Origin of the sequence: Streptomyces sp. CB01249, assembly GCF_001905735.1 — a bacterium.
GTDB lineage: Bacteria > Actinomycetota > Actinomycetes > Streptomycetales > Streptomycetaceae > Streptomyces.
The window spans coordinates 405,514-427,288 of record NZ_LISW01000009.1; the positions used below are offsets into that span (position 1 = coordinate 405,514).

At 73.3% G+C, this 21,775-nt stretch carries 17 protein-coding genes; 9 read left to right on the plus strand and 8 right to left on the minus strand.

Going from position 1 to position 21,775, the window contains the following annotated elements; genetic code table 11:
- Positions 1–97 precede the first annotated feature (97 nt).
- The gene (locus AMK18_RS31950) at positions 98–2,170 is read left to right on the plus strand and encodes a SpoIIE family protein phosphatase (protein WP_073865545.1); all 2,073 of its coding nucleotides are present in this window, start codon (positions 98–100) and stop codon (positions 2,168–2,170) included.
- 101 nt (positions 2,171–2,271) lie between these two features.
- On the opposite strand, the gene AMK18_RS31955 is transcribed toward AMK18_RS31950, so the two are convergent.
- Together AMK18_RS31955 and AMK18_RS31960 are read right to left on the minus strand one after the other, a co-directional pair.
- Complete coding sequence (locus AMK18_RS31955; protein ID WP_073865546.1) at positions 2,272–2,751, minus strand: lamin tail domain-containing protein; 480 nt, start codon at positions 2,749–2,751, stop codon at positions 2,272–2,274.
- Positions 2,752–3,156: 405 nt separating this feature from the next.
- On the minus strand, positions 3,157–3,456 hold the full coding sequence (locus AMK18_RS31960; protein ID WP_018102830.1) for a DUF1876 domain-containing protein: 300 nt from the start codon (positions 3,454–3,456) through the stop codon (positions 3,157–3,159).
- A gap of 166 nt (positions 3,457–3,622) precedes the next feature.
- On the opposite strand from AMK18_RS31960, the gene AMK18_RS31965 reads away from it, so the two are divergent.
- Together AMK18_RS31965 and AMK18_RS31970 are read left to right on the plus strand one after the other, a co-directional pair.
- The gene (locus tag AMK18_RS31965; protein WP_073865547.1) at positions 3,623–4,450 is read left to right on the plus strand and encodes a PP2C family protein-serine/threonine phosphatase; all 828 of its coding nucleotides are present in this window, start codon (positions 3,623–3,625) and stop codon (positions 4,448–4,450) included.
- A gap of 73 nt (positions 4,451–4,523) precedes the next feature.
- Positions 4,524–5,519, plus strand: coding sequence for an MASE1 domain-containing protein (locus AMK18_RS31970; RefSeq protein ID WP_073865548.1), 996 nt, complete (start codon positions 4,524–4,526; stop codon positions 5,517–5,519).
- A gap of 9 nt (positions 5,520–5,528) precedes the next feature.
- Here the strand turns inward: AMK18_RS31970 and AMK18_RS31975 are convergent, their stop codons facing one another.
- A complete protein-coding gene (locus AMK18_RS31975; RefSeq protein WP_073865549.1) occupies positions 5,529–6,791 on the minus strand; it encodes a D-arabinono-1,4-lactone oxidase in 1,263 nt (420 codons plus the stop codon).
- A 465-nt stretch (positions 6,792–7,256) separates the two neighbouring features.
- Between AMK18_RS31975 and AMK18_RS31980 the strand changes: the two genes are divergently transcribed.
- Entirely contained in the window at positions 7,257–8,711 is a 1,455-nt protein-coding gene (locus tag AMK18_RS31980) for a sugar transferase (protein ID WP_073865550.1), read from the plus strand.
- Between the two features lie 87 nt (positions 8,712–8,798).
- Here the strand turns inward: AMK18_RS31980 and AMK18_RS31985 are convergent, their stop codons facing one another.
- Complete coding sequence (locus AMK18_RS31985) at positions 8,799–9,776, minus strand: GDP-L-fucose synthase family protein (RefSeq protein ID WP_073865551.1); 978 nt, start codon at positions 9,774–9,776, stop codon at positions 8,799–8,801.
- Positions 9,777–9,888: 112 nt separating this feature from the next.
- Between AMK18_RS31985 and gmd the strand changes: the two genes are divergently transcribed.
- The 4 genes from gmd (at position 9,889) to AMK18_RS32005 (ending at position 14,826) form a co-directional block, all read left to right on the plus strand.
- Positions 9,889–10,902, plus strand: a complete 1,014-nt coding sequence (gene gmd, locus AMK18_RS31990; protein WP_073865552.1) for a GDP-mannose 4,6-dehydratase — start codon at positions 9,889–9,891, stop codon at positions 10,900–10,902.
- Positions 10,903–11,039: 137 nt separating this feature from the next.
- Entirely contained in the window at positions 11,040–13,286 is a 2,247-nt protein-coding gene (locus AMK18_RS31995; protein ID WP_073865553.1) for a LamG-like jellyroll fold domain-containing protein, read from the plus strand.
- A complete protein-coding gene (locus AMK18_RS32000) occupies positions 13,283–14,002 on the plus strand; it encodes a hypothetical protein (RefSeq protein ID WP_073865554.1) in 720 nt (239 codons plus the stop codon). The genes AMK18_RS31995 and AMK18_RS32000 overlap by 4 nt, the downstream gene beginning before the upstream one ends.
- On the plus strand, positions 13,999–14,826 hold the full coding sequence (locus tag AMK18_RS32005) for a glycosyltransferase family 2 protein (protein WP_073865555.1): 828 nt from the start codon (positions 13,999–14,001) through the stop codon (positions 14,824–14,826). Before AMK18_RS32000 ends, AMK18_RS32005 begins: the two co-directional genes overlap by 4 nt.
- Here AMK18_RS32005 and AMK18_RS32010 read toward each other — a convergent pair.
- Positions 14,798–15,988, minus strand: coding sequence for a glycosyltransferase (locus AMK18_RS32010; protein ID WP_073865556.1), 1,191 nt, complete (start codon positions 15,986–15,988; stop codon positions 14,798–14,800). The two genes, AMK18_RS32005 and AMK18_RS32010, sit on opposite strands and share 29 nt — an antisense overlap.
- A gap of 113 nt (positions 15,989–16,101) precedes the next feature.
- Between AMK18_RS32010 and AMK18_RS32015 the strand changes: the two genes are divergently transcribed.
- Positions 16,102–17,571 (plus strand): hypothetical protein, encoded by a 1,470-nt coding sequence (locus AMK18_RS32015; RefSeq protein ID WP_073865557.1) that lies wholly within the window; start codon positions 16,102–16,104, stop codon positions 17,569–17,571.
- Here AMK18_RS32015 and AMK18_RS32020 read toward each other — a convergent pair.
- Genes AMK18_RS32020 through AMK18_RS32030 form a run of 3 tightly spaced genes read right to left on the minus strand, consistent with a single transcriptional unit; the run spans position 17,546 to position 21,773 of the window.
- Complete coding sequence (locus AMK18_RS32020; protein WP_073865558.1) at positions 17,546–18,784, minus strand: hypothetical protein; 1,239 nt, start codon at positions 18,782–18,784, stop codon at positions 17,546–17,548. The genes AMK18_RS32015 and AMK18_RS32020 overlap by 26 nt on opposite strands.
- Positions 18,781–20,514, minus strand: coding sequence for a lipopolysaccharide biosynthesis protein (locus AMK18_RS32025; RefSeq protein ID WP_073865559.1), 1,734 nt, complete (start codon positions 20,512–20,514; stop codon positions 18,781–18,783). The genes AMK18_RS32020 and AMK18_RS32025 overlap by 4 nt, the downstream gene beginning before the upstream one ends.
- Positions 20,511–21,773: a glycosyltransferase gene (locus AMK18_RS32030; protein WP_073865560.1), complete on the minus strand. Its 1,263-nt coding sequence runs from the start codon at positions 21,771–21,773 to the stop codon at positions 20,511–20,513. The genes AMK18_RS32025 and AMK18_RS32030 overlap by 4 nt, the downstream gene beginning before the upstream one ends.
- Between the last annotated feature and the right edge of the window lie 2 nt (positions 21,774–21,775).

The window sequence follows — 21,775 nt, forward strand, 5'->3', positions numbered from 1 at the left end:
TTCGGCTCCGCGCGGTGGCGGGCGCGGAGCGGGGGCGCGCAGGCTGTCCGGAGAGCTGCCGATCGCCAGGGGTGGCGGAGCCCGTTGGGGGTGCGACGTGTCGGACACCGGTACCACGGCCCCAGGTGCGGACCCGGGCGACGAGATGGCGGGGGCGCTGCTCGACACGCTGTTCAGCCAGTCCGCGGTCGGTCTGCACGTCCTGGACCTGGATCTCCGGGTGGTCCGCGTCAATGCCCTGACCGAGGTGGTCGACCCGGAGCACATCGTCGGCCTGCACTTCACCGACGCCTACCGGCTGGACGACCCGGAGGAGGCCGAACACCGGCTGCGCCAGGTCCTGAAGACGGGCGCGCCGGTGATCAACTACGCGGTGCGCGGGCGCGTCGCCGAGGCTCCCGGCCCCGACCGCAATCTGAACGTCACCCTGCACCGCCTGGACGCCCACGACGGGCGCCCGCTCGGGCTGCTTGCGGCCGTGGTCGACGTCAACGAGCGGGACAAGGCCCATGTCCGGGCCGATGTGCTGGCGGCGGTGCGCCGGGGCGCGGGCCACTCCCTCGATGTGGCGGCGACCTGCGAGGGGCTGGCGTCGGCGCTGGTGCCGCCGTTCGCCGACCTGGCCGTGGTCGAGGTGGTGGACGAGGTGCTGCGCGGGGCCGATCCGCCGCTGAGCCCGCTGGGCCGGGACGTCCCGCTGCGGCGTGCGGCGGTCCGGGGCACGGGGACGGCGTCGGACAACCTGGTCGGCGAGCTGCGCCGGCTGCCGGAGGCGACCCCGTTCGCCCTCGCCGTCACGGATCTGCGGCCCCGGCTGGTCCAGCTGGGCCCGGACACGCCCTGGCTGGACGCCGACCCGGCGACGCGCCGGATGATCGAGGCGACCGGGGCGCACTCGATGATCGTGGCGCCGCTGAAGCTGCACGGCTCCGTCCTCGGCCTGGTGAGCCTGTTCCGGCACCGGGGTGATCCGTACAACGAGCGCGACCTCACCCTCGCGCTGAACGCCGCCGCGCACGCGGCGCTGAGCATCGAGAACGCGCTGCGCTTCGCCCGCGAGCACGTGATCGCCTCGACCGTCCAGCGCCGGCTGCTCCCCCAGCACGAGGGCGACCGGGTCGCGATCGAGACCGCGCACGTCCTGCTGCCGGGGCGCAACAGCGGATGCTGGTTCGACACGATCGGGCTCTCCGGCGCCCGGACGGCGCTCATCATCGGCAATGTCGCCGGACACGGACTGCAGACGGCCATCACGATGGGGCAGCTGCGCACCGTCATCCACGCGCTGGCGGGCCTCGACCTGGAGCCCGACGAGGTGCTGGCCCGGCTCAACGACACGGCGGACCGGCTGGTCGAGGAGCGGCGGTCGCTGCCGCCCGGGGACTCGCTGCACCGCCAGCCGCTGACCGCGAGCTGCCTGTACGCGGTGTACGACCCGTTCACGCAGGTGTGCACGGTGGCCCGGGCCGGGCATCCCGCTCCGGTGGCCGTCGGGCCGGACGGGCGCCCGCTGGTGCTGGACGTCCCGGAGGGACCGGCGCTCTTCTCGACGGACAGCGCGCCCTTCGCGACGGGTTCGGTGCGGCTGGAGGAGGGCAGTGTGCTGGCGTTCCTCACCGGTTCGCTGCTGCCGGAGGAGCGGTCGGTGGAGCGGGTGCGGGAGGCGCTGGCCTTTCCGGAGCGCCGGCTGCGGGACCTGTGCGACGCGATCGTGTACAACCTGCCGGCCGAGGCCGATCCGGACGGGGCGGCGCTGCTGCTCGCCCGGACGGGCGTGGTGCCGCCGGACCGGGTGGCGACCTGGGAGCTGGCCCACGACCGGACCACTCCGGCGGTCGCCCGCACCCTGGTCCGGGACCGGCTGGAGGGCTGGGAGCTCGACGAGGACACCATCGAGGCGACCGAGCTGATCGTCAGCGAGCTGATCACGAACGCGGTCCGCTACGGGACGCCGCCCCTGCAACTGCGGCTGCTCCTCGACCGCGCGCTGACCTGCGAGGTGCACGACACCAGCCCGGTGGCCCCGCATCTGCGGCATGCGCGGACGGTGGACGAGGGCGGGCGCGGGCTGTTCATCGTGTCGCAGCTCGCCAACCACTGGGGCACCCGCTACAGCACGAACGGCAAGGCGCTGTGGACGGAGCAGGAGATCCGGGACGGGGACTCCTGACGGGCATACGGGTGCGGCGCACCCCGGCCGGGAGGGCCGGGGTGCGCCGCGAGGAGAGGCCACGGGCGGCGGCACGGGTCCAGCGGGCCGCCGCCGGTGGGTCAGCGGCGGGGACCGTGGTGGCGGTGCCCCCAGGACTTGGAGTCGACCTTGTGGCCGTGCGCGTCGCGCAGGGTGGCCGTGTCGCTGTTGTCCCAGACGTAGCTGCGCCGGTCCTGGTAGACGTCGTGGCGGGTGTCGCGGCCGACGCCGGTGTGCACGCGCACGGAGGAGCGGCCGGGCAGGCGCAGGTCGAACTTGTACGTGCGGTGGCTCTCGTCGCTGAGCGTCCAGCCGCGCAGGTTCACCGTCTGCCGCCCGGTGTTGGTGACGGTGACCCACTCACCGTTCAGGCTCCGGTTGGAGCCGTTGTCGCGACCGGGGCTGTCGTACTGGATCTTGCCCAGGACGACGGTCGGGCGCGGGGCGTGGTGGCCCCGGCCGTGGTCACGGCCGTCGGCGACCGCCGGGAGGGCGGCGGCGGCGACCAGTGCGCCGGAAGCGAGGACGGCGGCGGTGATCCGCCGTGCGGAACGGGACATGAAGACCCCTCAGGTGCGGGCCCGGACCGGTGGGTCCGGGCGGTTTTCCGTTCCCGGCGTCGTGCCGGGAGCCACACCTTGGACCTGGCGGGGGCCGTGCGGGAACCGCATCGGGGCCTGTTACAAAGTACGGACATTTCCGTCACAGACGGGTGTAGTCGACATTGAGGGAAAGGTACGGGTACCTGTCAATTCCTGACCGCTGCAACCAGCCGTACGACGCCGGGTTGACGGGGTCCACCGTGCGGGCGACGCGGCCGGGCGGGCCGTCGGCGGCCGCGCGCGCCTGGCCTGGGAGTGCGTAACAAACAGACCGCGAGCCCTGTTGAACGCCCGTTCCGTTACCACCGGGACGGGCGTACGGATGTTCCCTCGAACGCCGGGCGAGGTGCGGTCCCCTTGCGCTCAGGCCGTGGCGTCCGACCAGGCGTAGGGCGGTGGGACCGGGCCGTCCGGCCGGCCGGCGCCGGCTTCGCCGATGGCGCGGTCGGCCACGCTCATCAGCTGTCCTGCGACGTCGTGCATGGCCCGGCTCGCCGCGACCTCGTCGCCGATCGTGGGGACGTCGGGGTCCTGGGGGCTCAGCCGGGCGATCCCCTGCCCGGTGAGCCTCGCGGTGCCGGTGTCCAGCACCGCTTCCGCTTTGGTCGTCCCGCTCTCCTCGGAGAGCTCGACGCGCACCGTCCATTCCAGCGTGCGGTTCATCGCATACCTCCCGGCCCGCACCGGCCGGCGGGCGCGGGCCGACGCACGGGTCCACTCCCAGCATCCACCCAACCGGCCGCCGCCGCCCGCCCGGCCTGCGCCCCGTCCGCCGCCGAAATAGGATGCAGGGGCCCGGCCCGCCAACCCCCGTCCCGCGGAGCGGCCCATGAACCGGCGTCGTCCTTCCCGGTCGGCCAGCTCCGACGAACTGCTCACCACCCTGCACGACCTCACCTCCCGGGCCCGCCGCGAGGTGGAGCTGCACCAGGCCCGGGTGGAGCTGGCCGAGGCGCTCCAGCGGGAGATGCTGCCCCCCGACCTGCCCTCGCCGCCGGGCCTGCGGACCGCCGCCCGGTACACCCCCGCGCGCAGCGGCCTGGACATCGGCGGCGACTGGTACGACGGGTTCGTGCTCCCCGACGGGGCGCTCGCGTTCGCCATCGGGGACGTCCAGGGGCACGACGTGGAGGCCGCCGCCTTCATGGGCCAGACCCGGATCGCGATGCGGGCCCTCGCACTGACGGCGGACGACCCGGGCGAGGTCATGAGCCGCACCAACGACCTGTTGCTCGCCGCCGACACCGGACTGCTCGCCACCTGCACCTTCGTACGTCTCGACCCGGTCACCCGGGAGCTGCGCAGCGCCCGGGCCGGTCATGTGGCCGCCGTCTGGGCCACCGCCGACGGCCGGGCCGGCACCACGGAGGACGAGGGCGGGCTGCCGCTCGGGGTGCAGCCGGGCGAGGAGTACCCGGTCACGACGCGCTCGCTGGACGGCGAGGGGGCGTTCGTCCTGCTCACCGACGGGGTGGTCGAAGGGCCCTCGTACTCCCTGGACGAAGGGCTGGACGAGGTGGTGCGGCTCGTACGCTCCCGCGTGACCGGGGATGCGGACGCGCTGGCCGACGCGGTCATGGGCTCGGCCGAGCGGACCGGGCACCAGGACGACGCGGCGGTGCTCGTCCTGCGCCACGGGTGCCCCGGCTCCGGCTGAGGGTGCGGCGGACCCGGGCCGCCCGTGCGTGTCAGACCGGCGTCCGCCCCGGGGCCGGTGTCTCATGAGAGGCGTGATCCACAGCGAGCGGAACCGCCGGCACCTGGTGGCGGTCCTGCGTGTCGTGGGCGTCGCCGCCGCCTACTACGGGGCGGCCCGCCTGGGCCTGCTGCGGGAGGTGACCGTCCACGGCGCGGTGGTGACACCGCTGTGGCCGCCGACCGGGATCGCGCTGGGCTGCCTGCTGTACTTCGGGTTACGCGTGTGGCCCGGGATCGCCGTCGGCTCGCTGGTCGTCGTCGGCATGCTGGGCGGTACGGTGACGCCGTCCACGCTCGTGGTCGCGGCGGGCAACACGCTCGCACCGCTGTGCGCGTACGCGCTGCTGCGGCGGACCGGTTTCCGCCGGGAGCTGGACCGGCTGCGCGACGGCGTCGTCCTGGTGTTCCTCGGGGCGATGGCCGCCATGGTGGTCGGTGCGACCGCCGGGACGACGATGCTCGTGGTGGACGGCAAGCTGCCCGCCGATCACTTCTGGTCCGTCTGGGCGGCGTGGTGGGCCGGTGACGCCATGGGCGTCCTGGTGGTCACGCCGGTCGTGCTGGTGCTCGACCGGGTGCGGCTCCCCCGGCTCACGGACCGCTGGGCGGAGGCCCTGGCGCTGCTGGCGGTCGCGGTCGCCGGGACGCTGGTCGCCACCCGGAGCTCGCTGTCGATGCTCTATCTGGTGTTCCCGATCGTCATCTGGGCCGCCCTGCGCTTCCGGCTCGCGGGCAGCGCGCCGTGCGCCCTGCTGGTGTCCGTCCTGGCGATCGTGGCGGGGACGGACCGGGACGGACCGTTCGCGGGGCACACCATGGTGGAAGTGATGATCAACCTCACGGTGCTGAACGGGGCCGTCGCCCTCACCTCGCTCCTGCTGGCCGCCATCGTCACGGAGCAGCAGAACATCCGGCACCGCATCGAGCGCGCCTGCGAGGAGCTGGCCGAGGTGGTCGACCAGCTCGCCCCGGGCCGCTCGGCCGCCGCCTGGCCGTCCCGGGCCGAGGACGAACGCGGCAGCCGCTGAGCCCGCCGATCAGCGGCGGAAGTACCGGTCCAGGAACGCGTTGCGGAAGGTGCCCTCCGGGTCGTAGCGGCGCGTCAGCGCCTCGAAGTCCGCGTAGCGCGGGTACAGCGTGCGCAGCACCTCCGGGTCCGTGGAGAAGACCTTGCCCCAGTGCGGGCGGGCGCCGAACGGGGCCAGGGCCTCCTCGATCGCCGCGGCCACCGGGGCGACGGCCGCCGCGTCCGGGACCCAGGTGAAGTGGAAGGCCACCGAGTCCCGGCCGTGGGCGGGGCTCAGCCACAGGTCGTCGGCGGCGACGGTGCGGAGCTCGGAGATCTGGAGCACCGGGGTGATCCGGTCCCGCAGCCGGGCCAGGGCCTCGTAGGCGGCGACGGCGTCCGCGCGGGCCACGAAGTACTCCGACTGGAGCTCGTCGCCGTTGCTCGGGGTGAACTCCATCCGGAAGTGCGGCAGCCGCTCGTGCCAGGGGCCGGGCACACCCTGCTGTGCGGTGCAGTTCCCGGCGGGCACCCCGGGGATCGGGTGCCGGGGGCCGTCGGCGAGCCGGGCGCCGAGCCACTCGGCGGGCATCGCGGCCGTGGTTCCCTCGTCGCCCACCCGCTGCTTCAGCCAGACCTGGCCGACCGGGCCGGGACGCCAGTCGGTGAAGACGCTGACGCTGTAGGCGGCGGACATCACCTCGTCGAAGCGGGCGGTGAGTGTGGCCTCGGGCAGCTCCTCGTACACCCACTGACGCACCTCGAAGGCGGGCACCAGCTCCAGGTCCAGCGAGGTCACCACGCCGAGGGCGCCGAGGGAGACCACCGCGCCCGCGAAGTCCTCGTCGGTGCGCCGCAGGGTGCGCGTCTCCCCGTCGGCCGTCACCAGGGTGAGCGCGCGCACCGAGCCCGCCAGTGACCGGTTGCCCACGCCGGAGCCGTGGGTGCCGGTCGCGATGGCTCCGGCGGCCGAGATGTGCGGGAGCGAGCCCAGGTTGGCCAGGGCGAGACCGCGCTCGTGGAGTTCGGCGGCGAACTCGCCGAAGCGGAGTCCCGCTGTCAGCGAAACGGTCCGGCCCGGGACGTCGATGTCCACGACGCGCGGGAGTCCGGCGAGCGACACATGGTCGCCCGAGGTGTCCGCGACGGTGTTGAAGGAGTGCCGGGTGCCCAGGGGGCGGACCGCGTCGGAGGCGGCGACCGTCTCGCGCAGTTCGCGGACGGATCGCGGCACACACAGCCGCTTCGCCCCGAAGGTGATGTTGCCGGCCCAGTTCTTCTCCGCGGGGGTCACCGTGCGTCCCTCTTCCACTCAGGGCCGGGCACGTGCTCCCGGCACCGCATTCTCCCAGACCTCCCGGTGGCGGCCGGAACCGAGCGGGCCGAATACCACCCGCGCAACCACACGAGCACGTACGGTAGTTGGCGACCGAGGTACATATCCGCACACCAACCGTTTGGCACATGTCACACATACCAACAGGTGCACACAGAACCAGAGATCCGGTACGGATCGGGACGAGTGCGGGAACACCGCGCCTGTCTGAACTTCACCGGAACTCCAGCGAAATGCCATGTGTGTGGATATCGTGCACCGAGCGAGGGCGCGTCCGTCAGTCCACTGGATCGGCGGATGCGCCCCGTTTGTGGCGATGCGACTGTGACTGGGGGGTTCATGGGGCATGTCGAGCTACCCGAATCCGATATACCGAGGCCCGTGGGACTGGCGGGAGCGCCACGTCCGCGGACCTCTTCAGGAATGCCGCGCGGCCAGGACATCGGCCGGCCGCGGCAGCTCCCGCACGTACCGTACGAACGCGGCGCCGGGGCGCCCGGCAGGCGCCCGGGCCTGCTGCCCCTGGTGGTGTGTGCCGAGTCCGCCGGACTGGGCCTGCCCGCCTGGCTGGTGCTCCGCGCCGGAGGGCAGCCCGAGGCCCTGGCCGGGGCGCTCGCGGCCACCCTCGTGTGGTGCGGGGTCCGGGCCGCGCGGGGACGTTACGTCTTACGTGTGCCGGGCCGCCCGCCCGGGGCGCTGACCACGCCCGGGGACTGGTTACTGCTCATCGGTGTGCTGGCGGTGCTGTGGACCGTCCTCGACGCGCCGATCGACCCGGCGGCGGCCGTGGTCGCGCTGATCCCCGGGCTCCTGGCCGGGGCGGGCACCTCGTGGGCACGTCGGCTGGCCTGGTCCGGGAGGCGCCGGACGGCGCGCCGGGTACTGGTGGTCGGCGAGGCCGCGGGGGTGGACCGGGCGGTGCGGCTGCTCACCTCGCGGGAGGACCACGGCTATCTGGTCGTGGCCGCGCTGCCGGTGGGCGCGGCGGCGCTGAGCTGCGAGGTCCCGGTGCCGGGGCGGCTGGCTCCGGCGCCTGCGGGGGACGACGCCTCGACGGTGCTGGGCGCGGCCTTCGCGCACGAGGCGGACCTGGCGCTGGTGGTCCCGGGGCCGGGGCTCGCCGAGGAGCGGTTGCGGCGGCTGACCTGGGGACTGCACGACGGCGGCCTGGAGGTGTCGGTGCTCTCCCACCTCTCGGAGACCGCGGCGGACCGGATCAGGCCCTCGTCGGCGGCCGGGCTCACCCTGCTGCACATCGTGCCGCCGCTGCGCCGGGGGCTCCAGCCGGTCCTGAAGGCGGCGGTGGACCGGGCGGGTGCCGCCTGCGGGCTGGTCGCCCTGTCTCCGTTGCTGCTGCTGATCGCGGTGGCGGTCCGGCTCACCTCGGCGGGTCCGGTCTTCCACCGGCAGGTCCGCCAGGGGCAGCACAACCACCCGTTCGTCATGTGGAAGTTCCGCACGATGGTGGTGGACGCCGAGCGGCACAAGGCGCGGCTCGCCGAGGCCAACGAGAACGACGGCCCGATGTTCAAGATGCGCCGGGATCCCCGGGTGACCCGGCTCGGCCGTCTGCTGCGCCGCTCGTCGCTGGACGAACTGCCCCAGCTCATCAACGTGCTCAAGGGTGACATGTCCCTGGTCGGCCCTCGTCCGCCGCTGCCGGACGAGGTGTCCCGGTACGACGAACGGGAGTTGCGCAGGCTCGCGGTGAAGCCGGGGCTGACGGGGCTGTGGCAGGTCAGCGGCCGGTCCGATCTCTCGTGGCAGGAGACGGTGTCGCTGGACCTCTGGTACGTCGACAACTGGTCGGTGGCCACGGACATGGGGCTCATGGCCCGGACACTGCGTGCCGTCACCGACGGCCGCGGGGCGTACTGAGTGCGGGGGCCGATGAGCACCGGGAAGAGGGGCCGGGTGGTCCGCCCGTCGTGGACGGGACCGGGCCGCCCGGCCGGGCGGGGGTGGCTACGCGGCCTGCTGCCGGAGCCACCAGGAGTACGTCTCCGCGATGCCCTCCTTCAGGGGGATGCGCGGCGCGAAGCCGAGGGCGGTCAGCCGGGACACGTCCAGGAGTTTGCGCGGGGTGCCGTCGGGCTTCCCGGTGTCCCAGCGGATGTCACCCCGATAGGCCGTCACCTCACCGACGATGGAAGCGAGTTCACGGATGGTGAGGTCGTCGCCGCAGCCGACGTTGACCGGTGCGTCGTCGTCGTAGCGCTCCAGCAGGAGTACGCAGGCGGCGGCGAGGTCGTCCACGTGCAGGAACTCGCGCCGGGGGTTTCCGGACCCCCAGAGCGTAAGGGCCGGTGCGCCCGACTCGCGGGCCTCGTGGAAGCGGCGGATCAGGGCGGGCAGGACGTGCGAGGTCTCCAGGTCGAAGCTGTCGCCGGGGCCGTAGAGGTTGGTCGGCATGGCGCTGATGTAGGAGGCGCCGTACTGGCGGCGGTAGGACTGCGTCTGCACGATGCCGGCGATCTTCGCCAGCGCGTACGCCTCGTTGGTGGGTTCCAGCTCCCCGGTGAGCAGGGCGCTCTCGGGGATCGGCTGCGGGGCGTGCTTCGGGTAGATGCAGGACGAGCCGAGGAAGAGCAGGCGCTCGGTGCCCGCCGCGTGCGCGCCCGCGATCACGCTCAGCTGGATGCGCAGGTTGTCCTCGATGAACTGCACCGGATACGTGCTGTTGGCCATGATCCCGCCGACCCGGGCGGCGGCCAGCACCACGGCGTCCGGGCGTATGCCGCGCAGGAAGGCGGCGGTGCGCTCACCGTCCCGGAGGTCGAGGAGGTCGCGGCCGCGGGTGATCACCTCGTGGCCGTCGGCGGTGAGGCGGCGGACCACCGCCGACCCGACCAGGCCCCGGTGACCGGCGACGAACACGCGGGCGCCGGGGCGTAGCAGGGAGGGGACTCGTTCCCGGAGAGGGCCGGGGAGATCAGTCGTCATGTTTTCGGATTGTGCCAGCAGCCGGGCGAAACGGTGATGTTTTGTACCGGATCCCTCAGACCTTGACATTCCATGACCAACTGCCTTACGGGCGACCGCAGAAGGGGGAAACGTGGCGAAGACCGCGCTCATCACCGGGGTGACCGGACAGGACGGTTCGTACCTCTCGGAGCTGCTGCTCCAGAAGGGATACACGGTCCACGGCCTGATCCGCCGCTCGTCCAGTTTCAACACGGAGCGGATCGACCACATCTACCAGGGCCCGGAGCAGGAGCACCGGTCCTTCGTGCTGCATCACGCGGACCTGGCCGACGGGGTCGCGCTGGTGAACCTGTTGCGGGACATCCGGCCCGACGAGGTGTACAACCTGGGCGCCCAGTCGCATGTGCGGGTCTCCTTCGACGCGCCGCTGTACACCGGGGATGTGACCGGCCTCGGCACGATCCGGCTCCTGGAGGCGGTACGGGCCAGTGGCATCGACACCCGGATCTACCAGGCGTCCTCCTCGGAGATGTTCGGCGCGAGCCCGCCCCCGCAGAACGAGCAGACGCCCTTCCACCCGCGCAGCCCGTACAGCGTCGCCAAGGTGTACTCGTACTGGGCGACGGTCAACTACCGCGAGGCGTACGGGATGTTCGCGGTGAACGGCATCCTGTTCAACCATGAGTCGCCCCGGCGCGGGGAGACCTTCGTGACCCGGAAGATCACCCGTGGCGTGGCCCGGATCAAGGCGGGGCTCCAGTCCCGGCTGCATCTGGGCAACCTGGACGCGGTGCGCGACTGGGGCTACGCCCCCGAGTACGTGGACGCGATGTGGCGCATGCTCCAGTGCGACACCCCGGACGACTACGTGGTGGCCACCGGGGAGGGGGTCAGCGTCCGGCAGTTCCTGGAGTACGCCTTCGAGCACGCGGGCCTCGACTGGCGCGAGTACGTCCGCTACGACGCGAAGTACGAGCGGCCCAGCGAGGTGGACGCGCTGATCGGGGACGCCTCGAAGGCCGGACAGCTGCTGGGCTGGAAACCTGCCGTACGCGCCCGGGAGCTGGCCCGGATCATGGTCGACGCCGATGTGCGCCGCCTCTCCGACGAACTCGCGGGGGCCGCCGTGCGCGTGGACAGATAACGGACTCCGGCGCGCACCCCCACCCCCACCGGTGACGCGGTGGGGCCGCACGCGCCGGTTCGGGCGGGGCCCCCGGCTCCGCCTCCTCGACCGCGGCCAAGGGGCCGCAAGCTCGTTCTCACCTTCGGAGCTGAATGATGAACCGAACCACAGGGCGCCGACGCGGCCGGACGCGGGCCGCGGCCGCGGCGCTCGGCCTGCTCGCGGGCGCCCTGAGCGCCGCCGCCGCGGGCAGTCCCCCGGCCGCCGCCCTCACCGCGCCCGTCTCGATCACCGCGGACGACCTGTCTACCTGGCAGACCAACGGCATCGTCTGGTCGATGGCCGCGTCCGACGACGGTGTGGTCTACGCGGGCGGCACCTTCTCCACCGTACGGCCGCCGGGCGCGGCCGCCGGGACCTCCGAGCAGCCCGCGGTGAACTTCGCCGCGTTCGACACCGCGACCGGTGCGCCCACCGGCTGCTCGCTGTCGTTCACGCTCTCCTCGGGGACCGCGACGGTGCGCGCGCTGGCCCTGTCCCCGGACGGTGACACCCTGTACGCGGGCGGCCAGTTCGGGGCGGTGAACGGGGTGGGCGTGAGCAACATCGCGGCCATCGACACCGCCACCTGCACCCCGCGCCAGAACTTCAAGGTCGCGGTCTCCGCCACCGTGCGGGCGCTGGCGGTCACCGACGACACGGTGTACCTCGGGGGCGACTTCAAGAGCGTGGCGGGGCAGTCCCGGACCTTCTTCGCCGCCGTCACCACCGGTGCGGCGCTGAAGCCGTGGACGGCGAACGCGGACGAGGTGGGCCGGGCGGTGGAGGTCACACCGGACGGGCAGCACGTGGTGCTCGGCGGTGACTTCTTCACCATGAACGGCACCAGCTCGCACGCGCTGGCGGTGGTGAACGCCACCACCGGAGCGCTGTCCAAGAGCTACCCGGGCTTCATCCCCAACACCTCCACGGTGCAGGATCTCACCAGCGACACCAAGCAGTTCTACACCGCCAACGAGGGCACCGGCGGTGGGGTGTTCGACGGGCGGATCGCCGTCGACCTCGGCACCTTCAACCAGGTGTGGCGGGACACCTGCCTGGGCGCCACACAGGCGCTGCTGGTGCACAACGGGGTGCTCTACAGCGGCAGTCACGCGCACGACTGCGCGTCCATGGGCGAGTTCCCCGACCAGCCGCGCAAGCACCTGCTGGCCCAGTCGGTGGACGACCCGAAACTGCTGCCGTGGTTCCCGGACACCAACGACGGGATCGGTGAGCCGGTCGGCCCGCGTGTGATGGCGCAGACCGACAAGGGCGGCCACCACTACCTGTGGGTGGGCGGCGAGTTCACCACGGTCAACAGCAAGGCGCAGCAGGGGCTCACCCGGTTCGCCGACGGCCCGGACACGGGGGCGCCCTGGGTGCCGAACGTCAGCGTCTCCACCGTCGCCCCGGACAAGGTGGACGTGAACTGGCAGACCAGTTTCGACGCCGACGACGGGGTGCTCACGTACCGGATCTACAAGGACGGGGCGACCACCCCGGTGCACACGACGACCGGCTACTCCGTGTTCTGGGACCGTCCGCAGCTGCGGTGGACGGACACCGACGTGGCACCCGGTGAGACCCACACGTACCGGATCACCGCGAGCGACGGCACCAACACCAGCGCGAAGTCGCCCGCGGTGAGCGCGACCGTGGCGTCCAAGGCGGAGAGCTATCCGGCGAAGGTGCTCTCCGACGGGGCGAGCCTGTACTGGCGCTACGACGAGGGCACCTCGACGTTCGCCGCCGACACCGGGGCGGGGCTGGACAACGGCTTCCTGCGCAACTCGCCCTCGTACCGGCAGACCCCGGCGGCCGTGGCCGGGCCCTCGACCGCCATCGGGTTCAACGGGTCCACCCAGTACGCGTACAGCAACGGCAGCCGGCCCCAGCCCAAGGCGTTCTCCGTGGAGACCTGGATCAAGACCACGACCACCAAGGGAGGGAAGATCATCGGCTTCGGCAGCAACACCATGGAGCTGAGCGGCAAGTACGACAAGCACGTGTACATGCTCAACAACGGGCGGCTGACCTTCGGCACCTCCAACGGCGGGGGTCAGACCGTCAGCACCACCGGGGCGTACAACGACGGTGCCTGGCACCATGTCGTCGCCACCCAGGGCTCCGGAGGTATGGCCCTGTACGTGGACGGGCAGTTGCGCGCCTCGAACTCGCGGTACACCCAGAACCAGAGCTACACCGGTTACTGGCGGGTGGGCGGGGACAACCTCGCGAGCTGGCCGAACCGGCCGACGAGCAACTTCTTCGCCGGGCAGATCGACGAGACCGCCGTGTACCCGGCCGCGCTGACCGCTGCCCAGGTCAGTGCCCACTACGCGCTGAGGAACAGTGCATGAGGAATACGTTCCTGGCCGGCGCCGCCGTCGTTCTCGCGACGGTGGCGCTGGCCGCCTGCGGCTCGTCCTCCGGTGACGGGGGCGGGAGCGGGGAGGGCGGCGGCAGGGCGGCGGGCCCCGCGGCTTCGGGCAGCGCGGCGCCGTCCGTGCCCGCGGCCGGAGCGGAGGCCGACCCCACCGAGCCCGCCGGTCCTGAAGTGACCCGCAGCAGCGAGCCGCCGAAGATCCCCACCGACCGGCTGACGCCCGCCACCGGCACGTTCACCAAGAAGCAGAAGGAGTACCTGACCGACCGGGTGCCCGTGGGCATGGACCCGGCCGCGGTGCTCCAGACCGGGCAGGAGACCTGCGACCGGCTGGACTACCTGGTCAAGGTGGACCGGGACACCGCGGTGGGTGCCGTCGTGACGGGCGAGATCAGCGGCGCGGAGCCCGCCGTCGCCCATCTGTGCCCCCGGCACAAGGACCTGGTGGAGCGGGCCTCGCACGGATACGCCGACGGTGCGCACCGGGACGGGAAGGTGCGGCCCGGCCGCTACCGGGACGTCTCCCCCACCCCGGACTGCACCTGGGAGGTCACCGGCCCGGGCGGGAAGGTGCTGGCCTCCGGCTCCTCGCACGGCGGGAAGCGGACCACGATCACGATTCCGGAGGCGGCGCTCGCCTTCACCTCCACAGGCTGCTGGGCCTGGCTGCCCGAAGGGGACAACGGATGAAGAAGCTGCCCATAGCCGTGGCGATCCCCACGAAGAACGAGGGGCTGAACATCGCGGAGGCCGTGCGGTCGGTCATCGACCACTTCGAGGCGGTGGTCGTCGTGGACTCGCACAGCTCCGACGACACGGCGAAGATCGCCGCCGAGTGCGGCGCCGAGGTCGTCCTGTACACCTGGGACGGCGGGCACCCCCGGAAGAAGCAGTGGTGCCTGGACCACGTGCGCACGGACCTGGACTGGATCCTGCTGCTCGACGGGGACGAGCGGCTGAGCCCCGCGCTGCTGGCCGAACTGCGGGGGATCTTCGCCGATCCGGACGCGCCGAAGCCCGCCGCGTACGACATCCCGCTCGGCTACTGGTTCTCCGGGAAGCGGCTGCGGCACGGCTACACCATCCGCAAACGCTCGCTGACCGACCGGACCCGCTGCCACTACCCGGAGGTCGGCGATCTGGACGCGCCCGGCATCGGGGAGGTGGAGGGGCACTACCAGCCGGTCGCGCAGAGCACCGCGGCGCTGCGCCATCCGATCGAGCACCAGGACCTGGACCCGGTGACCGCCTGGTTCGAGCGGCACAACCGCTACTCGGACTGGGAGGCGTGGCTCAACCACCATCCGGAGGTGAAGGAGCAGGTGCGCCGGGCCAAGTCGCGGCAGGGGCAGCTGTTCCACAAGGCACCGTTCAAACCGCTGATGTCCTTCGCCTACATGTACGTCTACCGGCGCGGGTTCCTCGACGGGCGCGCCGGGTTCGACTTCGCGCTGGCGATGAGCTTCTACCGCTGGCAGATCGCCCTCAAGTCGCGGGAGAGGCCCGCTTCTTGACTTCTTCGCTCCTCCGGCGGACCACGTCCTCGTAGGTCCGCCGGAGGGTGCGGGTGACGACCTCGATGGTGAAGTGCTCGTTGACCAGCTCCCAGGCGGCCTTCCCGGCAACCGCGTTGGCGTCCGGTTCGAGCAGTTCCAGGACCGCCCGCGCGACCTTGTCCGCGTTGGCGGCGTCCTCGCCGACCCGGCTGTCGATGACCCGGCCCGCCCCGGCCCGCGCCACATCGGGCCCGAGTCCGCAGGTGCGGGTGATGACGGCCGGGGTGCCGACGGACATCGCCTCCAGGACCGAGACGCCCAGGGGCTCCTCGATGGACGGCAGGACATACACATCGGCCTCGCGGCCGGCCGCCAGCACCTCCTCGTGGCCGAGGGGTCCCACATGGTCGAGCGAGTCCGTCACGCCGAGGCGGCGGGCCAGTGCGAGGGTGCCGGGCAGGGCGCCGGTGTCCGGTCCCGCGAGGACGAAGCGGGCGTCGGGGTGCTCGGCCAGGACGGCGGGCATCGCGGCGACGAAGTCCTCGGGGCGCTTGCGCTCCTGGATGCGGGCGAGGAACAGCACGGTGGGCGGGCGGCCGGGCTCACGGGCCGGTTTGAACGGCTGCGGGCGCACCCCGTTGACCAGGCGCACGGTCCGGGTGAGCGGCACGGGGGCGGCGACGGCGTTGACGTCGACGCGCTCGGCCTCGGTGAGGTGCAGCACCGCGTCGGCGCCGCGCAGCACCCGGCGGACGCCGAGGAGGTCGGTGAGCTGGGCGACGCGCTTCTCGGTCGGGTCGACCATGCCGTGGGTCTGGACGACCAGGGGGGTGCCGGAGGCCAGGGCGAGGAGGGCGGCGGGCAGGGTGACCAGGTCGCGCATCAGGTGGACGTGGACGAGGTCGGCGCCGCGCATCATGCGGTGGGCGGTCCGCAGCAGGGCGGCGGAGGTGATCCCGCTGACCTCGAACACCGGCAGCAGGTGGCGGGCCTGGAAGAGGTGGACGGGGACGCCCTCCACCTCGCGCGGCAGGGGCCCGTCGAAGCCGTCGCCGAGCGCCATGATCCGCGCGTCGTCGCCCCCGACCCGCTGGACCTTCGAGAGGTTCAGCGCCACCCGGGTCGGACCGCCGAAGGCGTGGTCCGGGGTGTGCAGCGTGACGATGTGCAGGATCTTCACCAGGGTCCCCCTCGCCCTCGTCCGGCCCTGCCCAGACTAGTCGTCACATCTCCTCACGTGTGGTGATTCGTTAATGTGTAGCCACACAACCGCGCTTCGGGGACGGGGAGTTGATGGCATCCGTGCACGAGGGCACAACCTCCGCGCCCGCCCGCCCGCTGTCCTGGGCGATGCTGTCGCGGGCGCTGGCCGTGCCGCTGATCCTCGGCCTGGTGTGCTTCCTGCCCGCGCTGATCGCCGCCCAGCCCGGGACCGGGGTGCGGGACACCGCGTACTGGTTGCAGCTCGTCCTGACCTGTTACGCGGGGGCGCGGCTCGCGACGATGATCCTGTCCACGCGGCGGCGGCTCCTCCAGGGCGTCTTCTGGATGTTCGTGTACATCGCGATGGGGGTGGCGCCGTTCGCGCAGGTGGTCATCGGCCAGACGCCGACGCCCGCGGTCGGGCCGCGCGCCGATCTGGTGACCGCCGTCGCGCTGGTCCTTGTGGGGTGCGCGGCCTTCGACCTCGGGGCGCTGCTGGCGTCGCGGCGCCCGCTGCGCCGCCGTCGCACGGCGCGCGGGGACGGGCACGGCGCCACCGCGCACCCGGTGCGGCTGCGGCTGCTGGTGCTGGTGGCGTTCGCGGCGAGCGGGTACTACGTGCTGAAGCTGGGCGGGCCCGCGGTCTTCTTCTCCAGCAGGCAGGAGATCAGCGCCTCGGTCGCCGAGAGCGGGGTGGCGTCGGGCGAGTCCAATGTGGGCTCGGCCTTCCTGAAGGGCTTCGGCACGGTCCCGGCGCTGCTGGCGCTGCTGTTCTACACGCGCAGGCTGGTGACCTCGCGCCGGGCCAGGCGCGCACCGTCGACCGTGCTGGTCTGGTGCGGTCTCGCGGCCGTGAACCTGGTCGTGAACAACCCTGTCTCCAACGCCCGTTACTGGTTCCTGACGGTGCTGGTCTCGCTGCTGTTCACGGCGTTCCCGTGCAGTGCGGCGATGTACCGGTCGGTGCTGGCGCTCGGGGTGATCGGGGCGCTGGTGCTGTTCCCGTACGCCGACCGGTTCCGGTACGACGACGAGGGGTACCGGCCGGTCCAGTCGTCGTCGGTGTTCGAGCCGCTGGCCACCAAGGACTACGACCAGACGGTGATGTTCGCCAACACCGTCACCTGGGTCGGCACCCGGGGGCACACCTACGGGCGGCAGCTGGCGGGGTCCGCGTTCTTTTTCGTGCCGAGGGCGGCGTGGAGCGGGAAGCCGGAGGACACCGGGGTGCGCGTCGGGCAGTGGATGGGGATGAACATGACCAACCTCTCCGCGCCGCTGTGGACGGAGCTGTGGGTCGACTTCGGGGCGGTGGGCCTGGTCGGCGGGCTGGCGCTGACGGGGTACGGGGCCGCGCGCACCGACCGGCGTTACGCGCGGGCGGTCTCGCGCGACGGGCCGGGTCCGGGCAGTGTGCTGGCCATCGCGGCGCCGCTGATCGCCGGGTACACGTTCATCCTGCTGCGCGGCCCGTTGTTGCAGGCGGCGGGGAAGCTGGCGATCGCGGCCCTGTGCCTGGCACTGGTGACGAGCTTCAGGTCCGGGCGGCGTCCGCGCTGACCGGCGCCGGGTGCCGCGCGCCCGCCCGGGTCAGCCGGGCCACCCGGGTCCAGGTCGCGACGGCCTTGCAGACGGAGCCCAGGCACAGGCCCCAGGCGGCCCCGGTCACCCCGCCGAGCGCGTAACCCGTGGCGAGGAAGGCGACCGCGGCAAGCGAGAACACCACCTGGATCGAGAGCGTGGTGCGCGGGTCGAGGAGCCGGAGGGCCAGCAGTCCGCAGGTGCCGACGGCCATCGCCGCGTACTGGCTGCCGGTCGCCGGGAGGAGCGCCGCCGCCGTGGGCCAGGTGGCGCCGAGCAGATGGCGGCCGGCGGAGCCGGGCAGCAGGGCGAGGGCGGTGGCCCAGGCGGCGGCCGTCAGGGCCAGGACGGCGGCCAGCGCGGCGGTCGCGCGCACCCGGAGCCGGTCGGTCGCGAGCCGCCCGAGGAGCGGGGGGCCGAAGCCGGTGGCGGAGGTGAACAGGACGTTGAGCGGGCCGAAGAGCGTGGTGGCGCCGCGCAGGGCGCCGACGACGAGGGGGTTGCCGACGGCACCGAGCCCGAGCACGGAGAGCTGGGAGGTGGCGTTGCCGACGCCGAACTCGACCACGAACCTCCGGCCGAGGTGACCCTTCGCGAGCATCGGCCTCAGCTCCACCGGGGCGCCCGTGGTCCTGCGGTGCAGGGCGGCCGCCGAGAGCAGCAGCGCGGGGAGCGCCGAGAGCCCCCAGACGGCGACCAGCCGGGCGGCCGGCGCCCCGTGCGGCTGTACGGCCAGGGCGCCGATGACGCAGACCAGCCGGAGGGTGTCGGCGGTCAGGGCCAGATGCTGGGCGTGCAGGGTGGCGAAGGCGTACCGGGCGATGTCCTGCCCCAGCACCACCGGCAGCACCAGGCCCAGCGTCATCAGGGCCCGTGCCGTGGAGCCGGGCAGCAGGAGGCAGACGGCGGCGAGCAGGCCGCCGAGGGCGCTGGCGGCGAGCAGCGTGAAGCAGACGGCGGACCGGCAGGCGGACCGGGTGTCCTCGCCGCCGCCCCGGCGCAGCACCAGGGGCTGTCCCGTGAAGGCGCCGGAGACGCCGAGCAGGACGGTGAAGACGAGGTAGACGGCGGAGAAGCGGGCGAAGCCGGACACGGTGGAGAGCCGGGCGGCGGCCACCAGCACCAGGATGTTGGTGAGGGCGGCCACCCCCTGGTCCGCGACCGAGCAGACGATCGCGGTCCGGGCTCTCATCGGTGTCCGGCGGCGCTGTTGCGACCGTCGCGTCCGTGACCGCCGTCCACGGTGCGCAGGCCCAGCGTCTCGGCGGGGTCGCCGGTGCGGCCCGTCACGTCGGGGTCGCCGTATCTGCCGCCCGGGGCGGCGGGTCCCTGACCGGCGGGCCGCTGCCCCGGCGCCCGGACGGCGCCGGACTTCCTGCGGGCCCTCCGGTCCAGCCGGCCGGAGCCGGGGTGGAGCAGGGTGCCGAGGACCGAGCCGCCCGCCGCGCCGATGACCTCGCGGATGCGTTCGAGGTCGCTGCGGTGCACCTCGCGCGGCCGGCAGACGATGACGACGTCCTCGACGCGGTCCACGAGGGCGACGGCGTCCGCGTACGACAGGACGGGCGGGGCGAGCACGATGACGACCGCGCCGGGCCTGCCGCCCTCGGCGATGAGGCGGCTGACGGGGGCGGAGGTCAGGGCGCGCGGCACGTTGTCGGTGCGGCGGCCCGCGACCAGGGTGAAGGCGCCCGACCCCGGCACGTCGACGTTGGCCCGGCTGTCGGACGGCCAGCCGCGGTCCTGGCCGCCCGTCGCCCAGCGGGGGCTGCGGCCCGGGTGGGCGGCGCCGAGGTCACCGGCCAGGGAAGGGGTCCGCAGGTCGGCCTCGACCAGCAGGACGTCGCGGCCCATCTCTGCGAAGGCGGCGGCGAGGTTGGCGGCGGCGGCCCGCGCCATGTCGTTGTCGCCGCGGGGCGCGGTGACCAGGAGGCGGCGGCGTTCACCGAAGGACGGGTCGTAGGCGAGCCGGAAGGCGACCGCCCGGTACTCCTCGGCGAGCCTGCTGCCGGGGCGGCCGATCGCGAGCAGGGTGCCGGCGGTCGCGCGCTCCCTGGGCAGGGTGCCGAGCAGCGGGGCGCCCAGGGAGCGGACGAGCTCCCTGGTGGAGCGGACGGCCGGGTCGAAGACGAGGCGCACCCAGGACAGCAGCAGCCCGAGGGCGAGGCCGACGACACCGCCGAGTCCGAGGAGGAGCGGCAGTCCGGCCCCGGTGGGGTGCTGCGGGGCGACGGGCTTCTTGTTGAGGTAGCCGGGTGTGGTGTCCAGGGCGCGGAGTTCGGAGACCTTCTGGTTGAGCGCGGAGATGGCGACGATGAGGTTGGCGCGCGCGCTGGAGACGTCGTCGCCGACGCCGGTCTCCTGCTCGGCGAGCCGGTCGCGCTGCTCGGTGAGGGGTTTGAGCTGGGCGCGGTAGCCGTCGATCATGTTGTCGATGCTGTCCTCGGTGCGCTCCCGGCGTATCTCCAGGTAGGCCTCGGCGAGGGCTTGGGCCCGGGCCCTGGCCTGCTCGGGGGTGCGGCCGGTGTAGGCGAACTTGAGGACGAGGGTGTTGGGCGGGTTGGTGACCTGGAGCCCGGAGAGCAGGGCCCCGACCTCGACGGTGTCGCCCTGCTTGGCGAGGGTGCCGGCCGCGATGGTGCCGACCGCGTCGCTGACGGCGGTCTGGCGTTCGGAGCCGATGTTGATGCCCTTGTCGGCGGAGGCCCCGGCGGCGAAGGGGTCGGAGGTGGCGGACCGTACGGACACCTCGCCGGTGGCCGCGTAGGTGTCCTCGCCGCTCAGGGCGAGCCAGCCGCTGCCGAGGAGGCCGAGGAGCACACCGGTGACGAGGAGGGCGCGGTAACGCAGGAGCTGGCGGAACTGGTCCCGGAGCAGGGCGGGTTCGTCCTGCTCGTCCAGGGAGCGGATCGGTTCGGTCATCGTCGTCGGCCTCCCCGGCCGTCCCGCAGGGCCTCGGTGAGCAGGGCGTCGAAGCGGGCCAGCGCCGCCTCCCGGCCCAGGTGGCCGGCCACGTAGCGCGGCCCGTTGGCGCCGAGCGCGTCGGCCTCGGCGGGTGACTCGACCAGTTTGCGTACGGCGCCGAGCACGGCGGCCGGGTCCTCGGGCGCGACGAGGAGCCCGGCCCCGGAGCGCCGCACCTCCTCGGCGGTGCCGCCCTCCTCGGCCACGGAGGCGACGACGGGGCGCCCCGACACGAAGTACGAGGTGAGCTTCGAGGGCACGCTCATGTCGAGCACCGAGGCGCGCTGGGTGACGGCGAGGACGTCGGCGGCGGCCAGGACGTCGGTGAACTCCTCCGCACCGGCCGGGGGCAGGAAGTCGAGGTTGGGCAGCCCGGCGGCGCGGGCGCGCAGGTCCTCGCGCTGGTTGCCGTCGCCCATCAGGACGATCCGGATGTCGGGGGCGAGCCGGGCCGCGTCGACCAGGACCTCCAGGCCCTGTTTGAGCCCCATGTTGCCGGAGTGCAGGACGACCGGTGTGCCCTCGCGCCAGCCGAGCCGGGCCCTGGTCGCGGCGCGGTCGGCCGAAGGGGCCTGTACGTGGCTCCAGTTGGGCACGACGCGGATGCGGTCCGGGTCCACCCCGTAGGCGGTGACACGGGGGACGAAGGTCTCGTGGATGACGCCGACGAGCGTCGCGGCGCGCAGGGCGAACCGCTCGGCCTTCGAGGCGAGGGCCGCCGCCCCGTCGCCGCCCCGGATGCCGCTCTGGGCCGCGGCGGCGCCCATCAGATCCTGGACGACGGGGAGGTAGGGCACCCGGTGGCGGCGGGCGAGGCGGGCGCCGATGACCCCTCCGGCGAGGCTGGGCATCTGGGAGACCACCGCGTCGGGCCGGATGCCGGGCGGGGCGAGGAGGCCGTGCGCCAGGACGCTCCCCTCGAATGCGGCTCTGCGCAGGGCGCTCTGGCGGGCCGGTACGTAGTGGCGCCTGCGGTGCACGGTGACGCCCGCGCGCCGCTCCTCGGTGCGCCAGACGCCCCGGTAGGCCGCGTCGGTCCGCCAGGCCGGGTAGTGCGGCATGCCCGTGAGCACATGCGTGTCGGCGCCGGACGCGGCCCAGTGCTCGGCGAGCTGGGCGGCGTACGGGCCGATGCCGGTCAGCTCCGGCGCGTAGTTCGTGGAGACCACCAGCAGGCGGCGCCGCTCGAACGGTCTGTGGTGCTCTTCGTCTGCCATCG